The sequence below is a fragment of the Paenibacillus sp. FSL W8-0919 genome (assembly GCF_038003785.1).
GTDB classification, from domain to species: Bacteria; Bacillota; Bacilli; order Paenibacillales; family Paenibacillaceae; genus Paenibacillus_AQ; species Paenibacillus_AQ lactis.
Map to the genome: position 1 here is coordinate 814,844 of NZ_JBBOPV010000001.1, position 21,401 is coordinate 836,244.

General features: G+C 56.7%; 8 protein-coding genes. All 8 read right to left on the minus strand.

All coding sequences use genetic code 11. The features are described 5' to 3' along the window. Positions 1 to 104: 104 nt before the first annotated feature. The 8 genes from NST44_RS03460 to NST44_RS03495 all read right to left on the minus strand — a co-directional run bounded on the left by NST44_RS03460 (position 105) and on the right by NST44_RS03495 (position 21,352). Entirely contained in the window at positions 105 to 5,099 is a 4,995-nt protein-coding gene (locus NST44_RS03460; protein ID WP_340897832.1) for a pullulanase, read from the minus strand. Positions 5,100 to 5,612: 513 nt separating this feature from the next. Continuing rightward, positions 5,613 to 8,300 (minus strand): family 78 glycoside hydrolase catalytic domain, encoded by a 2,688-nt coding sequence (locus tag NST44_RS03465; protein ID WP_340897833.1) that lies wholly within the window; start codon positions 8,298 to 8,300, stop codon positions 5,613 to 5,615. Positions 8,301 to 8,316: 16 nt separating this feature from the next. Next, positions 8,317 to 12,183: a DUF5722 domain-containing protein gene (locus NST44_RS03470; protein ID WP_340897835.1), complete on the minus strand. Its 3,867-nt coding sequence runs from the start codon at positions 12,181 to 12,183 to the stop codon at positions 8,317 to 8,319. A 103-nt stretch (positions 12,184 to 12,286) separates the two neighbouring features. Continuing rightward, on the minus strand, positions 12,287 to 14,647 hold the full coding sequence (locus tag NST44_RS03475; protein ID WP_210094266.1) for a family 78 glycoside hydrolase catalytic domain: 2,361 nt from the start codon (positions 14,645 to 14,647) through the stop codon (positions 12,287 to 12,289). Next, positions 14,644 to 16,791: an alpha-L-rhamnosidase C-terminal domain-containing protein gene (locus NST44_RS03480; protein WP_210094267.1), complete on the minus strand. Its 2,148-nt coding sequence runs from the start codon at positions 16,789 to 16,791 to the stop codon at positions 14,644 to 14,646. The genes NST44_RS03475 and NST44_RS03480 overlap by 4 nt, the downstream gene beginning before the upstream one ends. A gap of 26 nt (positions 16,792 to 16,817) precedes the next feature. Next, entirely contained in the window at positions 16,818 to 17,648 is an 831-nt protein-coding gene (locus NST44_RS03485) for a carbohydrate ABC transporter permease (RefSeq protein WP_007132630.1), read from the minus strand. Positions 17,649 to 17,660: 12 nt separating this feature from the next. Further along, complete coding sequence (locus NST44_RS03490) at positions 17,661 to 19,571, minus strand: ABC transporter permease subunit (RefSeq protein ID WP_340897837.1); 1,911 nt, start codon at positions 19,569 to 19,571, stop codon at positions 17,661 to 17,663. Between the two features lie 107 nt (positions 19,572 to 19,678). Further along, positions 19,679 to 21,352 (minus strand): ABC transporter substrate-binding protein, encoded by a 1,674-nt coding sequence (locus NST44_RS03495; RefSeq protein WP_028404137.1) that lies wholly within the window; start codon positions 21,350 to 21,352, stop codon positions 19,679 to 19,681. Between the last annotated feature and the right edge of the window lie 49 nt (positions 21,353 to 21,401).

Sequence of the window (21,401 nt, forward strand, 5' to 3'; positions counted from 1 at the left end):
TCCGTTGTCCGTTAATCGCCTGTTTTAATATTACGTCCGCTCGGTCATCGCCAACGCTCCCCTGCATGAGCAGGATTGCTTGAATTCCCCAATTCCAATTCTGCTTATTGCCGTTTGCTCAGCAGGTTCAAGATCGCCTGAGCGCTCTCCGCCCGGGTCGTTGCATCCTTCGGTGCGAAGCTGCCGTCCGTGCGGCCCTTCATCAGGCCGTGCGCCAGCGCCTCTTCCACCATCTCTGCTGCCCACGCCGAGATTTGCTCCTGATCCTTAGGAGCCGGCGCTTTAGGAGCTGTTCCGTTCGCTTCGTAAGCACGCAGGAGCATGGCCGCCATTTCTTGACGGGTCACCGCCGCATGAGGTGCAAACATCCCGTTGCCCTTGCCATTCACCAGTCCATGCTGGCTCGCGGCGGCGAGGGCGGAAGCATACCACGCCGAACTGTCGACGTCACGGAAGACAGCCTCGGTATGATCGGCTTCCAAATGCAATGCACGTGCGAGCATAGCCGCGAATTCCGCCCGTGTCAGCGGCTGCTGCGGGCTGAATGTCGATTCGCTGGTGCCTTTCACGATATGCTTGGCCGCCAGCTCCTTAACCGCCTGCTCCGCCCAATGTCCGGCAAGGTCGGCAAACGACTTGTCGTACTCGTAGGCGGCATAGATGCCGGATTGGCGAAGCTCCGCAGGCAGGAAGCCGTCACCCGACTTGCCGCCGATATACGTCAAACCTCCATCGGTTGCGATCCGGTAGATTCCTGCCCACTTGGCATTGATGCCCGCTTCCAGGGCCAACCCGAACGTAATCGGAGAAGCGAACGCTTCCGGCTTGTATTCCGTGCCGTCGGCCAGCTTAACGGCAAGCTGAACGTCGTACATCTTGCCGCCGCGCTTGATCTTGGCCTTCACGGACGATGCCGCCTTAGTCGTCATTGCATCCGCGTTCTGCTGCGCGATCTCCTCCAGCGTAAAGGAGATCACGGCATTCTTCCCCTGGCCTGCCGGTACCAGCTTCTGCAGCGAACTTAGCAGTGAGGCAGGAAGTCGGACCACCAAGCCTTCCCGTTTGAGCTCCAGTGCCTTCGTGCCCAGCAAATCGCCTGCCTGAAGCGGCAGCAGGATCTCCTTGTCCCCTGCTTGCAGTCCGATCGTTACGCTGCCCTGTCCGCTCTTCAACATGTCCTCGGTAAGGATTCGCTGACCGGTCTCCGGTTGCTGCGGCTTCGCCGGATTCGTCGGCGGAGCAATGCCACCGGCACCTCCATCTCCGTTGCCTGAACCGCCGCCGGAGCCTGCGCCAGGGCTGCCGCCGTCGTTGCCTCCTGGGTTCGTGGCAGGGTTCATCTTAATAACGACCGCGGTCAACGGCTCCATCGTAATGGAGCCGGATGTCAGCGTGAAGCCCGACTTCGTTGTGACCCCGCTCGTGCCGGCTTCATCGTCGTCCACGAGGACTTGCCCGGAGGTCAAGTCCTCGCTCAGCGTCAGCGAACGCTCCCGATTGTCGGCATTCACGAACACATAATAGGATCCGGTGCCGTCCGTTGCCTTATTTTTGTACGCGATCACCAAGTCCTGCGCCTTCACTTCCGGAATCTGCAGCAACGTCACATTGGAATCCACCAAGCCGCGATCGCCGAGCCGGAATGCGTCGGTTGATTTCCGAAGCTCAATCAGGCCTGTGGTATACTCCCGCGTCTTGTTGTTCTCCGGAAACTGGACTTCATCCGTCGCCTTCGCCCAGTCGAACATATTGATCGCATCCGAGGAATCGTAGGAGTCATGAATAAAATAGCCGAAGCTCTTGCCGTTCTCATCAAACAATTCATGATATTTCTGCTCCGGAATCCCCTGCCCCTTCCATTGCTTGGTGCGGCCGTATTCCTGCCCGGCATGGAGGAACGCCGTTCCCTGGGATGTTAACGTGATCAGGTTGCCAAGCCGGATCCGCCTATGGATCTCCAGATCATTCGACGGATCGGAAGGATCCTTCCTGATAGACTGCGCGATGATGTCATATAACGGCAGATTATCATGAGCTTCGATATACTGCACGATATCGCCCGGATCGTCTTCCTTCGTATTGCTAGGCTGTGCCTTGATATTGTTAAAAATCGTCTGGATGTCGCGGGCTCCGCCGGTAATGAATCTCGGCTCCCCTTCGTGTCCGAAGCCCGATTTCAGCTCATTGCGGAACTCATCGGAAAATACGCCGACGTCATCCGTTTTATCCATCCAGTTCTGGTCTGCGCCTTTGCCTGCCAGGGATGGATCGGATAGATGCCCGCCGAATGTCACCCAGCCTTCGCCGATGAACAGCGCGTTCGGATTGATCGCGGCTGCAGCGTCATACGCATTCTGGACGGCCTCATATGTGGCATCACCCATCATGTCCCAGCGCATGCCGTCGATTTTGTATTCCTTAAACCAGTATTTCACCGAATCCACCATCAGCTTCTCGGCCATTTTGCGGTTGGTGGCCAGGTTATTGCCGAACCCGCCGATGAAATTGCCGTTGGCATCCTGGAAGGCATAATAATTCGGCACGATATCGTTCAGGAAATCGGCCTTGGCCATATGCGTGTACACGACGTCGAGAACGACGCCCATGTCCGCTTCATGGATCGCATGAATCATCGCTTTCAGCTCTTTGATCCGTAGCTCCGGATCGGCCGGATTCTCCGAGTAAGCGCCGTCCGGCGAGAAATAGCTGTGCGGGTCATAGCCCCAGTTGTATTCGTTGTCCTTCGCGGAGTATCCCAGCTCCCGGTTCTTCATGGCGGCCTCGTCGCCGTAATACCATGCCATGACGGGCAGAAGCTGAACATGCGTCACGCCGAGGGATTTAATGTACTCAAGCTTCTCTTTGAAGGCATCGTAGGATCCCCATGTCGCATTGTTCAGATCATGCTCGATCGAAGGATCGGACGTGAAATCCCGGACATGGATTTCCCAAATAATCGCATCTTCGCGCTGCTGATATCCCGGGATATTCGCGAAGTCGAAGCCGGCCGGGTCTGTCCCGCTCAAGTCCACAATCGCAGCCTTGCCGACGGTGTCGCCGTCCGGTCCTGCTTCGCCCTTCGTGTTGACCCGAAACTCCGCCATCGATCTGGCGTAAGGATCCAGTACCTTCTTCGTAACGCCTTGGTTGGTCACTTCATACTGGTAGTAATAGCCTCTAAAGTCGGCAATCCCGAGGTCTCCCGGCTTCAGCTCCACCGACCATACGCCGCGATCGCCCTTATGCAGCGGGACATTTCCAATCAGCTTTGTCGCGTCGCCTTTATCGTACACATTCACCGCCACATTGTCCGCCGTCGGCGCCCACAGCTTCAGTACAGCACCTCCGCCTTGATAGGTCGCGCCGAGATCATCGCCTTCGTAGGCGTACATCTCGTCCAGCATGCGCCAGCCGGTGGAGGCCGTTACGGTCTTCCCGGCATAGGTGACCTGAAGCGGCACCTGGTCCAGCGTAAAATCAGCCTCCACTTCCACCGTCGTGCCATCAAGGATGCTCACCTTGCCGACATTGACCGTGCTGCCGTCTTTGTCGCGGATCTGCAGCTCGGTTTGGACAGCGCCGGCTTCCAGCCCGTCCGTCATTGTAAAGCCAAGACGCAGCTTGCCTGGAGCCAGCACTTCGGCCGAGACCAGCCCGGTTGCAACCTCTCCGTAAGGAGATACATACACCGTATTGTCTCCCTCTTTCAAGAACAGATGCTGGTAACGATCGACTAAAGCAAAGCCGCGATCGCCTCCGTCCTTGCCTGCATCCCCCTTCGACGGATCCAGCACGATCAAGTTAATCTTCTGCGCATCGGCCTTCATCGGAATGTCGACGTAAGCCCCGTAACGGTCTGTCTGACCCGCAGGGAACATGGTTGCGCCGGTAGGCCAGTTCTCCGAAGGCGCGGCCACATCTCCCCACAGCCATAGGCCGTATGAAGAATAGTTACCGTCCTGTCTTTGATAATGAACCCGTACGGTGTCCGCTGGCAGATCCACCGGCTCGAAGAGGTATACCGTATCGGAGCCTTCCTTGAGCCATACCTCGTTCATCTCCGGAGACGTAACGGCGAAGTTTTTGTCCCCGCCGTCCTTGTTGCCGCTGACCCGGTCAACGACCACGATGCCGGCCTTCTTGGCGTCCGCTTTCAGCGGAATGTCCACGAAGGCGCCGTATTCGTCGACTTGCCCGTCAGGAAATGGTGTCGCACCTGCCGGCCAATTTGCAGACGGTGACGCGACATCGCCAAAAATCCACAGCCCCATATTGCGGTAATTGCCGTCCATCCGTTGGTAATGAACCCGAACATGATCGACCGGGATCGGATCCGCCGGGTTGGCCGGCTGCTGCGGAATTTGATAGGTTGCGGATACACTGTGATCCAGCGCGTTGTAAGCAAAGGTGACCGCAGCGTCCTCTGGCAGCTTGAGCGTTTCTTTGCTTGCCGGATAGACCTCGGCGGCTGAATCCGCCCCGAGCGCGATCTGGTATTCATGATCGCCGCCGTAAACATCTGCCGTCACGGTATAAACATCGTCATAATCCGTATCCTGCAGCAAGAGCCGCGAATCTGAAGCAGACCAATCGGCGGCTTCACCAATGCCAGTCTGGAAGCTGCCAATGACCCGCGGAAGCTTGTCCGCGGCAAGCGGCTTGTAATATGTAGAATCGGCAATCCGATGTGTACCGTGATGATAGTAGAAGGTTACCTCGGTCTCCTTATCGAGTGTAATCTCAATGTTATCGCCCTTCTTGACACCATTGCGGTTCGAGTAATTGTCGAATCCGTAGCTTTCGTTCCAATCGCCATTAATCGCGATTTTGTACTCATACGTTCCTGCCGGCAGTACCCCCGTCAGACGGTATTCGCCGTCAGCGGTAGCGGTCATTTCGGTAACCGCCGCCGCAGGGTCCCAATCCTTGTCATGGCCCAGCTTGGTTTGCAGGCTGCCGACGAAGACAACCTTGCTTGGCGCCTGGTTCGCATGTACCGTTGCAGGAGAGATGCCCAGCATGGACAGCACCAAGGATAGAATCACCAGGATGGACCATGCTCGCTTCATTGCCGGATTCATTACGGCCCTACTCATCATCAAAAGCCTCCTTTTTTCGTTAAATGTACAATACTGATTGAGTGCTATCGTTTGCGCAAACGCTTGCATAAATGGGTAAGGGCTTTCAATTCTTCGAAACTGACGACATTCCCCGACAAAGTCTGGTGAAAGATGCTGAACCTTCAGATGCGTTGTCATAGGCTAATTAACCGAAAGCGATTACAATGTAAACGTTTGCATTCTCTATTGTAGTATCGCTCCAAGTTAACGTCAACCACCCTTTTTCCTTCATTTCTCCCTTCTCTTGACTTCATCAACAAAATGTGAGGAGTGCTGGTTTCGTTGGCAGCCTATAACACTTCATAAAAAAGGGAGATCCCGCGACGATAGCGGACCTCTCCCTTCAATTTCCCGTTCCATTCCGGCGTTTAGCCGCTACACCATTTCTGCCGTATTCCAGCGTTTCATGATTTCTCGGTTACCTTATGTCCGAAATCCTACTTTCCGCTTCGCCGTCCAGAGCGTACTCTCTTGGAAAATCGCCAAAAATCGCTACAAGCCCTCACCGGCATATCGAATCATCAGCTCATAGTCCCCCGACAGAAGCTCCAATTCCAGCCGCGTTCCGTAAAGCCGGCACCCCGCGATCCCCGGAACGTCCCTAAGGATGGCCCCATCCTCCCAGACCGGCTCATCCCGGTCCGCTATGCTTGCTATGGGACGATCAGGCCGCGAATCAAGGACAACAAGCCCCTTCATCGTGCAGGGCAGTGTAACTCGCAGCCGAATCCCGCCGCGCAGAACCCGCTCCCAGCGCACATTGATGCTTCCCCTCACAGTTGGCACCGCAGCCTCGGCGAACTCAAGCTCATCCGGGAAAAAGGGACGGATTCGAGCCTCCGCAAATCCCGGCTTGCCGCTCTGGATACCGCATATATATTCTTGCAGCAGTCTGGCGGGATACCCGTTCCACGCATGGCAGTGGGACTCGATGTCGTCCCAGCCCTCCCACAGCGTCTCTGCGCCTTGGGCAATCATATACCCCCAACCTGGGTTATCGGATTTACTAAGCAGCTGATAAGCCAATTCAGACCGTCCTTCCTCAAACAACAAGCGCACCAGCGGCAGCGAAAGCACGGTTCTGCTCTCCCATGGCATACCCGCAACGGCTTCCACCGCAGCTTCCCGGTCCTCCTCCGGCAGCAGTCCGGCATAGATCGCCAACGCATTCACGCCTTGGTGGAAGGCCTGCGAGCCGGAGCTGTCGCGAAGCAGCTTTCGGAACGGATCGTACAGTAAAGTCAGAATACCTGAGCGCAATGCCGCAGCCTGTCGTTCATACATTTCCTGGTCCTCCGCCTTGCCCAGCACATCCGCCGCTTCCGCCGCAATCCGGAGCGCCTGCCAAGCTTTAATCTGCTGCACCGTCAGGAACTCGCCCTCATGCTCAACCGTTGGATATGGCCAATCGCTGATATGCCAGCCATCTCCGACCGGTATTAAGCGGGTCTCCGGCGACGCCCCGGAGATGTAGGCGTCAATCATTTGCCGCATCGGCCCGTAATGGCGGAGAAGCAGCTGCCGATCCCCGGTAAAACGGTACAGCTTCCAAAGCAGCGTCGCATAATGCAAATCCCACTCCGGAATACGAAGATTAAAGTCCGGATGCAAGTAGTTCGACGGGAACACGAACGGAAAGGTGCCATCCGGAAGCTGCCCGTCCGCGAAATCCCCCAGCGTTTTGTCCAGCACCGGAACCGCTTCGAAATTATACAGCAAGGCCTCGGCCTGCAGATCGGTATCGGCCAAATACTGCGCCTGCTCGCGATGCGGGCAGTCCACGACCTGGCCCAGCACGTTGTTGCGCTGGGTTTGCATGCAAACGTCATACAGCTTGTTGATGAAAGCGGAGGAACAGCGGAAATGTCCCGTTCGCTCCATGTCCGTTCCCGCTGCGCAGATGGTCAGCTGCCCCTTCTCCAGAGGAGCTGGATATCCGCTCACCTCGACATAGCGAAAGGCCTTGTAGCTGAAATCCGGCTGCCAGCACTCGGGACCTCCCCGGCCGTGCATCGTATAAAGGTCGAAATAGCTATGCGAGATTTCATTGCAGACCTGATGCGGCACCCGGCCGTCCGGGTCCAGCGATTCCGCGTAACGCAGCTGCACCGTCACCCCGGCCTTGCCGGGAAGCGTGATCCGCGGCCAACCGGAGACGATTTTCCCCGCATCGAACACCTGAACCCAGCCTTCTGCCCCCTTCCTCGGCTGCCCTGCGGCGGTCGGCTGGATTAGCTCCAGCTCCGCGCCTTCCGGAAGCCGCTGCCACATCAGCGGCCACGCTCGGCAATCCGGGCTGGCCGCCACGGCAGGATCGCATAATGAATCGTCGTAAGCCGGAGTAAGCCACCTCGGATCCAGCTGGCCCCCGTCGTAATCCTCCACGGCGGACAGACGGCGGTTCTGTTGATAAGAAGTCCCGATCCGATGCGGGATGCGCCGAAGCGTCCGCCAGCTCCGATCGGAGGCGACGAGCGACTCGCTGCCGTCCGCATGCTCCGCATGAAGCTGCAGCAGAAGTCCCGGGGAGCCGTCGACATAGTTCTGGCCGCTGCCCCCCAGATAATGGACGCATGCCCCGATACAATTGGCGCCATGGGACAACAAGGAGGTGACGTCATACGCCAGGTAAAACTTGCGGCGGGGAACTCCCGTCGGCGCAGGCGACCCGAAGCCGCTTACCCGCTGCCCATTTACATACAACTGCACAATATGATGAGCCGAGACGAATAATTTTGCGCGAACGACCGGTGCGCCAAGCTCGAAGGTTTTGCGGAAATAGACGAAATCATTGATCACAATGTCGCCTGCTCGCCAGATCCACTCCGCCTGCCAGTCGCCAGAGAATAGTCCCGTCTCCCACCAGGCAGGTTCCATCGCATAACGGCTCCCGTCGCAGTCCCACACCTCGGCCTGCCACCAATAGCGCCGGTTTCCGCGAAGCGCGGGTCCTTCATAAGACAGGGACAGCTCATGACCGCAGCGCTTCCCGCTATCCCATAAGACTTCCCCATCCTCGCTGCGAAGACCCGCCTTCGTTGAGGCTACCTTCACCCGGCAGGCAGCCGGCTCCTCTCCCCGCCTAGTGCCGGTCAACTGCCAGGAGAATACAGGAACCCGCTCATCCAGCCCCGGCGGCGCATTGAGCCCGTTGACCCTTGGATTTTGTATCCTAAGCATGTCGTCCATCCCCTATTCATTCGACCTCTGCCAAACCACTCTCTTTCATCTCTGACCCGTCATGCGGGACCTGTACTTCAGCCGTGACCACCGTCTCATTGCCTGCCTGATCGGTAACGGTATACGTTATCGTGTAGATTCGGCCGGAGCCCTGGCCTGACCTTGCTGCCCGCAGCAGGAAGGCGGTATCGGGCGTGCCGTAGTCCGCATCCTGAATATCCTCAGGCTGCAGTTCTTCATTGCTCGTAATCGACGTGAGAACAACCGAGTCGATATCCGAAGCTTCGTCGCTTGCTTCCACGACCACATTCACCTGCGCGAGCTTCTGATTCGGCGGCCACAGCACCGCTTGATCAAGCGTAACATTCACGCTCGGCGCAGTCCGGTCGATCGGAATGGCCAGCAATGTGGACTTTCCAGTTTCACCCGAAGTATGGACGGCGCGGTATTCGACCGTATTGACACCGTCCGTATCGATCGTAAATGCGGCGTCGTAAGCCTGCCACTCTCCGCCGTTGACGCGATATTGAATGCTCAAGCCTTCAGGTACGCCGCCTTCCGCCTCGATGGACACGTTCACCGGCTGAAGGTACCAGTCCCCGCGTCCATCCGGCTGCTCGGGCGATACAGCTGCGGCAAGCTTCACCCGTTCGATGCTGTCCGCAAGACCGATGCCGTCGACATGGAAGGAACCGCCAGACCAAGGAATCCGGTTCTCCGGGGCAATCCAGATTTTAATTTTCGTTATGCGGTCCTTATGCGCCCATTCTCCAAGATCGACTGCCACTTGGGTCCACTGCTTCGCCGGGACATTCTCTTCCGCTTCAAGTATATGCTGATCGCTGTAGATCTTCACCCGTACAGTATAAGCTTCGGCCGACGCCGGACCTTGCGAAGGATGAATGCCGAAGAACAGGTACCGCTTGCCTTCGGCGCTCCATGGCTGATCGAACGTCTTGGCAATCCCTTTGCTGTCGCCCAGCTGTGCTCTCCCCATCACGGATGCCTTCAGTGACCGGCTGCCGCTGGCGGCGATGGAATCATCCATTCCGACCTGGGAGACGTATTCCGCTTTGGTCCAGCCTTGATCGTCTTGTTCGAAATCAAACCTGACCTCGGCCCCTTCCAGCTGGCCGACCTGAATCGCCTCGGCCTGGGCTGCATCCGGCATTTCCCGCCGCGCGAGCTTGCTGGCATCAAAAGCCGGCGCGATCTCCGTCCAATCGCCGATGCCGATGATCGGTTTTGCGAATTCCGTCACCTCGAGCGAGCGCTCGGTATCGATATATTTGAACACATCGTATACGAGCTTGTGCTCGTCAGGGATGTTTAAGCCTTTACTCGTGTCTGGATCATGCGTCCACAGACCGAGGTTCAAGCCGTATTCTCCGGCATGATCCACATGCCTGTGCAAGATGAAGGAGTCAATCCCGTCCAGAAAATCGGTAATGTAATAGGCATACGCATAAGCGGCCGCCTGCACCCGCTGGCTCTCCGGCGAATTGTCGCCGCTATGAAAGCCCTGCTCCGAAAGGATGATCCGGCGCGCCTCATCACCGTACAGGAACTTCGGCTGGTTCATGTATTCTACAAGGACGTGCAGGTTCTTGAACGTGATTTTTGGCGTATCGAATTGCTCCAGCGACTGGGGTGCAATCCATGCCCGCGGATCGAACAGGTTCTCCGGGTATGGGTGATAAGCGATATGCCATGGAATATCGCCTTCCGCAGCAATCTCCGCCTGCAGCGTGTCGATAATCGAGCGGCCGTCAAACGAGCCGATCTGTGTCGGCGGCAGCTGCTGGTCCCAGTTATGCGTGAGCGAGATGTATACCCTGGCGTTGCTGTAGTAGCTTTTTACGATCGTATTCGTCAGACGCACCGTCCGGGCATAGTCCGATACGAACTCTCGCACCGTCTTGTCATTGCCCATGTTGTACCATGTCTCGCCCGCGTCCACCTCGTTGCCGACGATGTAGTTCACGGCCCTTCCGTATTTCTCGTCCTCGCGCGTGTAGCGTTCCGCCAGGAAGGCGGTAATCGCTTTATAGTACTTCATGCCGAGCTCATCCGTTGTATTGAAGGCATACACAATGCCGTCGGTCGCATCCGGATGGAGGAGATACCGGTTTGGCGTTGTGGCGTCCATCCCGGTCTTATACATCAACAGGATCAGGGATACCGTCACCCCGTTATCCGACAAGCTCTTAATGGAATTATCCCTCTCTTCGATCCAATCCTTCTTGAAGTAAAAAGTCTCTCCCTCATGCACGTACTCGAACGTATTGGCCGGGTTAACCGTGCCATCGATATATAAGGCGTTATTGTAGTCCACGTTCAGCGCCGCGTGACTTATGCCCAAATCCTCCGCATCGCCCACCATTTGCACCTGGAGCCCCTTTTTGCTCTTCGCAACCGGGAACGGATAAGTTCCGAGCGCGAGCGCATCCGGATTGCTCACATACTTGGCTCGGTCTACAAGGTCGATCGTCCCGTCCTGCCGGACGATGGCAACGGCGAATTTGGAATATATCCGGGTATGGCCCGCGTCGTCCGCCAAGCCGATGTCGAACGTGAATCTTTCGGACAAATCCTGCTCGGCTAACGGCGCCCGGTTCTGCAGGTCTCGATCCGATTCGTAAGGCTGGAGCTGAAACAATTGTAGCTTTGCGCTCTCATAGGAATCGACCGTTTCCGGGTCGAGCACTCCTTCGATGATGATCCGGTCGAGAGAGGAGGCGATCTCATGCCTGGTCAGCTCTCCCGGGAAACGCTCGATCGGCGCCAGCTGCTTGAACCGGATCTGATCGATGCCGATCTGTCCCCCGCTTGCTCCGTCCTCGCTTATGAACGACAGCCTGAACTGTTTTAAGGTACCGGTCCAGTCGGGACTCAGCGACAGATTGAACTCATACTCGGCGGACGAGGCGTGATTAGCCGCAATATCGAATTCCTCCGATTTGGCGGTGTCCCAGGCCGGGCTCTCCTCCGTCACCCATTCGACCCTTACTTTATGGAACGAAGCATCATTCCGAAGCTTTACGCTGAGCGTATTGTAATGCTCGATGTCCTGAATGATCATGGGAGACTGCAGCACCGGAGCAGCATCCGACACATCCAGCAGCAGCTCGCCGCCGGCCGCGCTCACGGCCGCCCCCTGCGCGGTAAATCCTTCCGTTTCACCGTCGATGCTGAAGTCCATGCCGATCGCGTTCGACCCGCTGAGATAATCGATTTGATAATTGCCTCCCCAATATTCATAGCCGGGATCTCCTGGCTTCAAGCCGCCGTGGTCAAAATTGAGCATGAACGCGAATTCGATCTTCGTGATCGCATCCCGATGCGCCCAATCCTCGATGGATACCGCGATTTTGTTCCAGCTGTTCGGGTTGATCTTGGCAATGCTCTCGTAGGCTTCGTCTCCGTTAAACAACGTCGCCTTAATGAGATAATCCTCCGTCTGCCAGCCATAGCTGTTTGCCGCAAACGTTAAATAGTTTACTCCCGATAAGTCAATGGGCTGTTCAAACTCCTTGGATACGGTTCTCCATTCATAGGCTTTGACTTGGTCCGACCAAATCTCCAGCGTATGGCTTCCCTCATAAGGCGTATTCGGGCCGTTCGCATACCGGTCGGCATAGGTAACGTTCTCCGCACCGGCTCCCGCGCTCCATTTCCCCGGCTGGTTCACCTCGTCAGGCTGATTAAAATCATCGATGATGATGGACGGCGTGTAACCCGAGACGCTTCTGACATGGGCAGATGCTGTCAGGTCAGGGTCATACGTACCTGCAAGGGCAATCCCCGCAGGGAATGATTGCAGGGCAATCGCCGCCATGGCGGCAACGAGCAGCGGTTTCATGAACCTCTTCAGCTTATTCACGTTCAATCCTCCTCGCATGGCTATGAATATGTTCACACACGGATATTACTGCTGCTTCACCATTCACCCCCTTTCCGCTCTCCTCCGCATTGTTCCGGATCCGTTACACAATCATCCCTTCTCGTGTGCTCACAACAAGCTCCGTTCCTTGCTCAGCCTTCACCGTCAGGCATTGCGGAATCGTCAGCTCATAGCGCAAACCTCCCCCTTCCTTTCGATTCCAGCGGGCTTCAATCAGCCCGTAACGGGTTGGCACTGCTCCTTCCGCCTCGGACAAATCACCCGGATCGAATTCAATTCGCACCTCCCGATCGCCAAGCCGTCTCAAATCCAATCCCAGCACATATTGGGTCAAAATATAGCTGGGCGACGCCCCCCAACCATGGCTGAAGCTCACAGGGATATGATCGATCAGATAGGTCGGCGTGTGTCCCTGATACGGACTCGGCACCGTGCTGAACGGCAGGGCTGGATCGAACGTCTCCCACCAGGTCGTCGCTCCGCGGTCCAGCATTCCGCCCCAGTATTCGCGAATAAGGTCCAGCGCGCGCCGGGTTCTCCCTTTGCCGATTAGCGTTTCAAGGACCACATGATAGAAGAAAGCGCCCTTTAAAGGAGGAAGCTTCCCGGCCTCATACCATTCATCCAGAAACCGATCGGCTTCCTGCGGATCCATAACGCCCGACCAGACGGCAGCAAAATTGGTCTGAGCCGTGATCTGAGCCGACAACCCTTCCGGACCGATGCAATCAGCGAATACGATATCGCCGGGCTTCCGCATCTGCCCCCGGATCGCCGTCCTCAGCCGGGCCGCATGCTCCCGCCACTGCCTTGCCAAATCGTGGAGATCCATCTCGGCAGCCAGATCCGCCGCCAATCCCAGCGCCTTGTAATAGAAGCAGGAAACGGCCGTCACCCGGTCCCGCCGATCGATGTAATCGGCCCAGTCGATAAAGCACCACCAGCCTGGCCTGTCGGCCCGTGCAAACAAGCCGCTGGAATCCTCCTGGTCCCGGAACCACGCCATGAGCCGCTCGACCGCTGGCCAGATTTCGCCGAGAAACCCGCGGTCCTTCGTGTAGAGCCAATGGGCGTGCACGCCGAACAGCCAGTGCGCACAGAAATCCGGCAGCAGGAACGAATTTCGCTCCGGTCCCGTACCCGGAATGGAGCCGTCCGGATTCTGAATGCGCGCTCCTTGCAGCAAGCATTTACGAAGCAGCCGTTCGTCGCCGAAAGCATGGTAAATCACTTTGCCCATTACCACGGCATCCGCTACCCATAGCGCCTCCTCCCGCAGCGGGCAATCCAGCAGATGATCCTGGCTGTTGACGAGGGTCGTGTAGACGCCGACCTCCCAGATCCGGTTGAGCCGCTCATCACTGCTTCGGAAATAACCGGACCGGTCAAACGGATAATGCACGGATTCGACGGCAAAATTCGCCACCTTCAACGGAACCGGCGTCGCCTGGCACGACACCTGCAGAAACCGGAATGCCCGCCGACCGAACGGCTTAAGCCGGTTCATCCCTGGACGCAGAATAAACGTATCGTACAGCTGCAGCTCCAGCGATTCCCCATACGACAGCTGGATGACGCCGCCTTCCGGGGCATGAACCTCCAGCTCGGGGTACCCTACCGTTTCCTTGCCGAAGTCGAACACCACCCCGGGGAGCGATCCGGGGGCGCTTGCATCCAGCGTCCAGCTATCCCAGCCGCTGCCGCCGGCTCCGGCCGATGCTTGCGCTGCTTCGGCCAGCATTCGGCATTCTCCGGCGCTGACCCCGAAATTGGAGTCCGTCCGGACGATCGCAGCCGGCTTCGCCAATACCCGTTCCAGCGGCGGAATCTCCCGGGGAAGCAGCCGCGGCCAAGGGGAGTCCGGATCCAGCGCAGCGGCGACTACGGATGCTCCGGCCCATGAAGCATCGTGATAATCGGGCTCCTCCCAGCCATCCTCTTTCTCCGCCAAGTAAATTTCGCGGAAACCGTTCCACAAATGCTGCCTGGAGACCTGGGCCATCCACCTTGGCGAACGGCGGACCTTCCAGTCGGTATCCGTTGCAATAACAGCCAGTGTCCCGTCGCCCATCTCTATTTCCAGCTCAGCGATGAGGCCGCCCGGACCCTGCATCTGTCCTGTCACGATATCGGAGGTTCCGAAGTTGTAGGCGACGATCGCGAGCGCATTCCTTCCTGAGCGGATCAGGCCGGTTACGTCGATTTCGTCGTAATATTTCCACTGAAGGTCAGCGGGAGACGGGCCTCTTCCCGCAAAGCTTCCGTTGAGGTACACCTGATATTTTTGATTCGCCGACACGAACAGCCGGGCTCGGGAAGCTGATTTTTCAAGATCAAAGCTCTTTCGAGCCTCCAGGTAAACATTCGGCGTATTGGGGGGAATGTCTCCCCAGATCCAGCTCGCCTGCCATGACGCCTTCTTTTTGTGCAATTCAGCTTTCATCCCAGCCTCCCTGCCAGCTCCGCCCCTCGGATGCGGGCCGATTTGATCATACGACCGTCCTTCTCCAATCTCCACTCCACCGAAATGGGTCCCCGCGGGCTCGGGATCACGCCGCTTGCTGCCGTTAGCCCTCCGATGGCATGAGGTTCAAACGCAATGCGTTCATATCCGGGAGAAAGCGCCCGAATGCCGAGCACATACTTGGCGATCCACACGACCGGCGTACTGGACCAGCTATGGCACAGACTCATCCTGTAGGAGCTGTACGCGGTATATGTGGTCAGCGCGTGGTGAATATCGCTGCTCGGCGTCAGCCTCACGCCTTCCCAAAAGGTCGTTGCTCCCGCATCCAGCATCGTCCCCCACACGGTGGCAATCACTTCCCACGCCCGCTCGTGCATTCCATGCTCCGAATAGCACTCGGCCAGCCAATAAGCCGAAAGCGGGGTGAGCGGGTCCCTCAGCCGATAGCCAAGCAGAAACCGGCGTGCATGCTCTTTACCGACATACCCGCTCTTAATGCCGATGACCGAAGTCAGCAACGCGTAGGAGGAGCCGATGAATCGGCTCTCGTCAAGCTCCGCGCGCGGCTCACCCCACTGAATGCCAAGCTCCGGTATATCCCCTGCCAGCTGCTGCATTTGGCTCTTCGTCATGCTATAAATCGCATTCAAGCACGCCCAGGACTCGGACTCGGCCATCGGCGACCATTCGATGAAGGAGTAAGTCCCCTCGGCCTCCGGCATGAACACCCCGGTGCCGGCATCCGCATTCGCCCTTACCCAGGCGATATGCCGCAGCAGCTCCTCCCGGAGCTCCAGCACAAACGCACGGTCGCCCGTCTCAAAGTAGTACTCCCAAATGCTGCTGAGCCACCACAGCGTATAGGAGGGCAGATTGTTCATCCAATAGCCGTAAGGCGTCCGGCCCAGCTCGCGAAGCGACCGTTTCAGGACGGAGTAATCGTCCCACAGCGAATATTCGGTTTTGGCTGCCAAATAAATATCGTACGCCCAATTCAGACGGTCCCGCTTGATGCCGTCCCACAGCCCGATTTGGTGGCATACCCGGCTTGTATGGACCGATACATCATAGATTCGCCGCATCAACGGCTGATCGACCTGCAATTGCCCGACCTGGTTCAGTGCAACGCCGGCAGCCTCCAGCCGAATCTCGGCTTGGAAGGGCGCTCCGCAATCCCCGCTCACGTACATCCTGACGTAGCGCATGCCTTGGGGATTGGTTGCGACGGCGCTCCCCGCAGGCACGGTCAGCCATTCGGTCATGCATCCGTCGTAATGCAGCAGCTCTTGCAAAGATTCCGCGCCGTTCCATAACAGACCGATCTCCGTATCCCCCCTGTTCTCGACCCAAAACCGCACGTTCAGCTCCTGAGGCAGTTCAAGCAGCAGCTGCGGCACCCGGCTTAAATCCAGCTGGCGCTGCTGCGTCCGGCGTTCCTTCCACTCGCCCTGCTTCAGGAGATGGTAGAAAATATGCCGCTCGTTCCGGGCCTTTACCTCCCCCAGGAGGATCGGTCCGGTTGTAGTCCCTTGTAGAAGAAAGGCGCCATCCTGATCAGAGTCCGCCACCATGCCGTTAACCGACATAACGTTCACGCCATGGATCGGCTCGGTAGCGATATCGCCGTAACCGCCGGCAATGAACCAGCCGGGAGCCCCGTCCAGATCACCGAAGGGCTCCTCGCCCCATACGCACACCACTTCGGCGGGGGAATCGCCAGCGCTCCAGGTCTCGTCCGTGGCCAGCCACAATCCTTCACTTCCGCTTATATACGCGATACAGCCGACCGAGCGGTCGTGCAGATGCATGTTGATCGGATGCATGGGCATCGATACCGTGTTGCGGATTTCCAAACGAATCGTGTACGCCCCCGGCTCCAGCCGGTCCGGCAATCCTTCTACCTTGAAGAATGCCGACGTATGCCTGGCGTGCTCCGCAACGCGACCAACGGGCGCTCCGTTCAGCATGATTTCCACTTCTCCCGTGCAGGCAAGCTTCATCTCTATCCGCTCCGCCTCTTGCAGAACAAAGGATCTCTCCAGCACGATCCGTCGTCTGCCTTCCCGTTCCGGGTGCCAGATCCAGCTGGGAATCTTCTCCGCTTGTCTGTGTATATTCATCCATCTCTCTCCATTTGGTCCGTCGTTTATATTTTCAAGGCACCCTGCGTAACCCCTTGAATGTAGTACTTCATCCCGAAGCTGAACAGCAGCACGAGCGGAATCGCCGAAATGATATAAGCTGCGAATTCCACGCCCATGTTGGATATGCCGAACTGGTTCGTAAACTGCGTAAGACCGACGCCAATCATCTGAATGCTGTTCGATTTGATCGTGAGCAGCGGCCAAATATAGTCGTTGTAAATACCGACCGATTGCATGATCATCAGGGTCATGAGAACCGGAACCGACAACGGCAGCACCATTCTCGTAAAAACGACGAATTCGCCTGCGCCGTCGATTTTGGCCGCATCAAACAGCTCATTGGAAATCCCCGCCATGAAGCTTCTGCACAGAAACGTGCCGAAGATTTGTCCTCCAGCCGCGGCGCTGATAATAATAACCCAGGGCGTATTGACCAGGCCCAGGTTCGCATACAGCACGTACGACGGGATAAGGGTCATCACGCCCGGGATCATCATGATCGCGAGCATCATCATGAAGAGCAACTCCTTGCCGAGGAATTCCTTCTTGGCAAAGGTGTAGCCCGCCACAGCGGACAAGGCCACCACGAGCGTGCCTCCCACCGCCGCATACAGCACGGTGTTCAAGGTGTAGCGCCAAATGGCCGCGAACGCTTCCGCATAATTGCCGATTTGCGCCGGGACGGGCAGCGTCCAGATGCCTCCTAGAATCTGGGCGTTATTTTTGAAGGATGAGATCAGCGTAAAGACGATCGGGGCGAGGGTTAATCCTACAAAAACCGTAAGCAGCACATAAAGCGCCGACTGCTGAACAAGCCTTGCCTTGGTATTCATGCCGCTCCCCTCCTAGTCCGTATTCGTTTTGATAAATTTCATATTGATGACCGTAATGATCATTATGATGGCAAACATGCTGACGCCGAGCGCCGAGGCATACCCCAGATCATTGAATTTCGTAGCGGCAAAATACATCTGCAGCGCCGGTACGTAGGTTGAATCCGCCGGCCCGCCCCCCGTTACGATCAGAATCGAGCCGAAGTCCTGGATGATGCCGATCAGCCCGAGCACGATCAGCAGCTTGAATTGCCCGGCCAGCAGCGGCAGATGGATGGTGCGGATAATCCGGAAGGATTTGGCCCCGTCGATCCTGGCCGCTTCAATGACCTCGTCCGGAATGGCGATCAGCCCCGAGTAGAGCACCAGCAGCTGAAGAATGCCGACGAACGGGAAGCCCATCATGATGATAGCCCACAGCGCGGTATTCGGGTCTCCCAGCCATGCATGGCTAAGCGATCCGAGCCCGATCATCCGCAGAACCTGATTCACGAGACCGATGTTCGGATCATACATATCCTGCCAGACCAGCAGCATGCCGACGGATGGAATGACCATGGAAATAACAAAGAACGTACGGAATACGTATTGTGATCTCTTGCTTCTCAGATGGTAGATCAGCTCCGCTACAATCAGCGGAGGGATGAGAGCCTTAATCAGCCCGGTCACGATCAGGATCAGAAGATTGCCCACGCCTTTAGTGACGTACGGATCATTCAGCATGCGCCTGAAATTGTCCAGGCCGATGAATTCGCTCCTGGCCCCCGGATTCCAGTCATATAAGGAATGAATCAAGCCGGAGAAAGCCGGGATATACAGGAATATGATCAGAAGCGTGAAGCTCGGCAGAAGCATGGCATAGGCCAGCTTGCTCCTCCACAATCGCTGAAGGATGTGGGGCTTCTTGCGCCAAAGCCACAGGAACAACAGTGCGATCAGCACGATGGAGACCACGACCGCCCCGATTTGAAGCATCTTCTGAGTCATCGCCGCTTGTTTGCCTTGCGCAAGCACGGCTCCGACTTCATATTGGAAAACGGCTCCTTGATCCGATCCTGCAAAGAGCCTCGTGCCGTCAGCGCTGAATCGGATTTGCTGGCCGGCACCAACCTCCTTCGTGCTCCACAGCAGAGAGCCGCCCTCGTCCGCCACGTAATAATTGCCGGAATAATCAGCGGCCGCAACAAATGCTCCATCATTGGTGATATGGACAGATGTGACCTTGTCCTTGGTCACCAATTCGCCAAGGCTGTCGCCTTCGGACGAGTAGATGACCGCCTTGTTGTTGGACGATCCTACGACCAGCGTGCCATTGTCGCTGACAGCCACATGCTGGATATCACCATCTAGGGGGATCTGAAATAGCTGCTCTCCGGAAGGGCCGAACATATAAGCATACTGATTGGCCGCACCCGCTGCCAGCCATTGCCCATTCGGCGATAAGGCTGCTGTCTTCACGGCGATGCCCACAGGGATCTCTTGCAGCACCTCTCCCTGTTCGTCCAGCAAACGAATCACGCTTTCGTTGTGGAGCGTTATGATCACTCGTTTGCCGTCCGGTGTTGCCGATAAATTCTTGATCATTTTTCGGAAATCCCGGCTCCAGATCTCCTCGCCCTTCGCATCAAGCTTATACAGATGCCGGTCGTCGGAGGAGACCAGCATCTGCCCGTCATTCAGAAGCGCGACACCGGTAACGACGTTTTTTGCCGCAAATTCGAACTGCTGCGTGCCATCTTGCTGAAGCAATATTGCGGTTGCATTCTGCGTGCCGACCGCCACCTGCTCGCCGTCTTCGGAGATGGACACCGCTTTGATCGTCAGCCCCTGCTCCATGGTCCAGATCGGCACGGAGGCATAAATCGGCGGGATCCACAGACATAGCAGCAGCAGTACTAATAGGATGGATTTGATTGCCCGCATAACCTTATGTTCACACTCCCTTCCATGCCAAGTGGAAACGCAGGACCGTTCGATACGAGTACCCCTTTTTGTTTAAAACGGTACCCTGCGCTTCACGATTTCGCATGCTACTGCCTAACCGGCGGCTGCCGCTCCGGATGCTCAAGGTCGGAGAGCTCCTTCTTGCGTTCCTTCAGCATAGCCTCAAACTTGGCATCAATGTCGGCCTGGTACTGCTTCAGCAATTGGTCCACATCGATTTCATCGTTGAAATATTTGGAGATGAGGCCGATGTAGCTCTGCACGGACGGCTGATAGTCGTGGAGACCGCGCGCCAGCACATTGCCCGGGCTGTTCAGTCCTTCCGTGTTTCCGATCGCGTCGAACGACTCGAATGTCTTCTTCATTTCCTCCGGCAGCTCGATATCGTTTAACAGCGGAGCGCCGCTTAAGGAAGCATCCTTGGAGTTTTGAACAGCCTCAAGGTATACCTTGTATCCTTCCGGACTGGTCAGATACATCATGAAATCAATGTTCAGTGCGGTCTGCTCCGCATTCTTTTTGACAAAGCCGTAAAAACCGGTATAGATATGGATCGTTCTAGCAGGCGCCTGCACCAGCTCCCCTTCCATGGAAGGCATGTTGAAGAATCCGAAATCGAATGATTTTACGCCTCCGCTCTCGCCCGTCTTCTCCGCATCGGCAAAATCCTTCGGAAGCTGCCAATAAGAGGACGGCAGCGCAACCATGGTTGCGGCCTTGCCGGTTAGGAACAGCTTGTAGGCCTGCTCCTCCGACATGCCCATGAATCCCTCGGGTGCGTAGCTGAACAAGGTCTTCAGATTGGTCAACACCTCGCGCCAAGCAGGATTGCCCTCGACTTTGTATGGACCGACCTTGTCTTTGATTGCCTTATACATCCGCAGCTCATTCGTCGACACATTGGAACGGGAATCGTTGTACGGATCGTTTAGATCGAACTTCCAGTTATCGTCGATGCTCGGCATATAGGTATAATCTTCCGGCTTGGACCGGATCAGCTCCACATAGTCGCGGAAATACTGGTCCGGATAAATGCGCATCAGCCAACCTGCCTGACCGCTCCATAAGGAGAGCGCATTGCCGCCGATCGTAAACGGGATGTACCCTGCTGCCTTCAGCTTGTCAAAAGCCGCGGTCAGCTCGTTAAAGGTTTTCGGGGTGTCTGTGATGCCGGCCTTCTCAAACATCTCTTTGTTGTACATCCACAAAATTTGCACCGATTCGAAGTTCAGCGCTTGCAGCGTTTGCAGGTTAGGATCATCCAAATTGACGCCCATGCCGTCAAGATTGAAGCTTTCCTTCCAGAGCTTCCCCGTATAGGGGTTCTCCGTCTCCAGCCAAGGCTTGAAATCGACGAATTTCTGGTCTTCATTCAGATCGCTGTTCTCATTCGTGTTCACAAAATCGGCCTCCGGTTCCCCGGCGGCAAACTGGGCCTGCAACCAATCCCGGTACCCCTCGGCCGGCTTGATATCCACGACGACTTTAACGTCAGGATGCTTCGCCATATAGGCTTCGGCTACCTTGCCCCATACTTCAGCGGAGGCTCCGCGCAAGGAGATCTGGATGGTGCCGCTTTTTGATGGTGCTGCCGGCTGGCCGGTAGCAGGTTCTGCGGGTGTCGTATTGTCGTTATTGTCGTTACTAACGGGAGTCGGTGCCGGTTCGGCACGGTTGGCGCTGCCGCCGGAACAAGCGGCGAGCAGCGTAATGAGCGAGGTGATCAGGATGAGGCTAACGAATCTTCGAAATGGAAACATGACTTTCACTCCCCCTAAGCGTTCAATGTATTCGCTTACATTTATGTGA

What these genes read in the sequence shown, in the direction of transcription:
- NST44_RS03460 (WP_340897832.1), bottom strand. Translation starts at nt 5,099, where the DNA reads ATGATGAGTAGGGCCGTAATGAATCCGGCAATGAAGCGAGCATGGTCC.
- NST44_RS03465 (WP_340897833.1), bottom strand. Translation starts at nt 8,300, where the DNA reads ATGCTTAGGATACAAAATCCAAGGGTCAACGGGCTCAATGCGCCGCCG.
- NST44_RS03475 (WP_210094266.1), bottom strand. Translation starts at nt 14,647, where the DNA reads ATGAAAGCTGAATTGCACAAAAAGAAGGCGTCATGGCAGGCGAGCTGG.
- NST44_RS03480 (WP_210094267.1), bottom strand. Translation starts at nt 16,791, where the DNA reads ATGAATATACACAGACAAGCGGAGAAGATTCCCAGCTGGATCTGGCAC.
- NST44_RS03485 (WP_007132630.1), bottom strand. Translation starts at nt 17,648, where the DNA reads ATGAATACCAAGGCAAGGCTTGTTCAGCAGTCGGCGCTTTATGTGCTG.
- NST44_RS03490 (WP_340897837.1), bottom strand. Translation starts at nt 19,571, where the DNA reads ATGCGGGCAATCAAATCCATCCTATTAGTACTGCTGCTGCTATGTCTG.
- NST44_RS03495 (WP_028404137.1), bottom strand. Translation starts at nt 21,352, where the DNA reads ATGTTTCCATTTCGAAGATTCGTTAGCCTCATCCTGATCACCTCGCTC.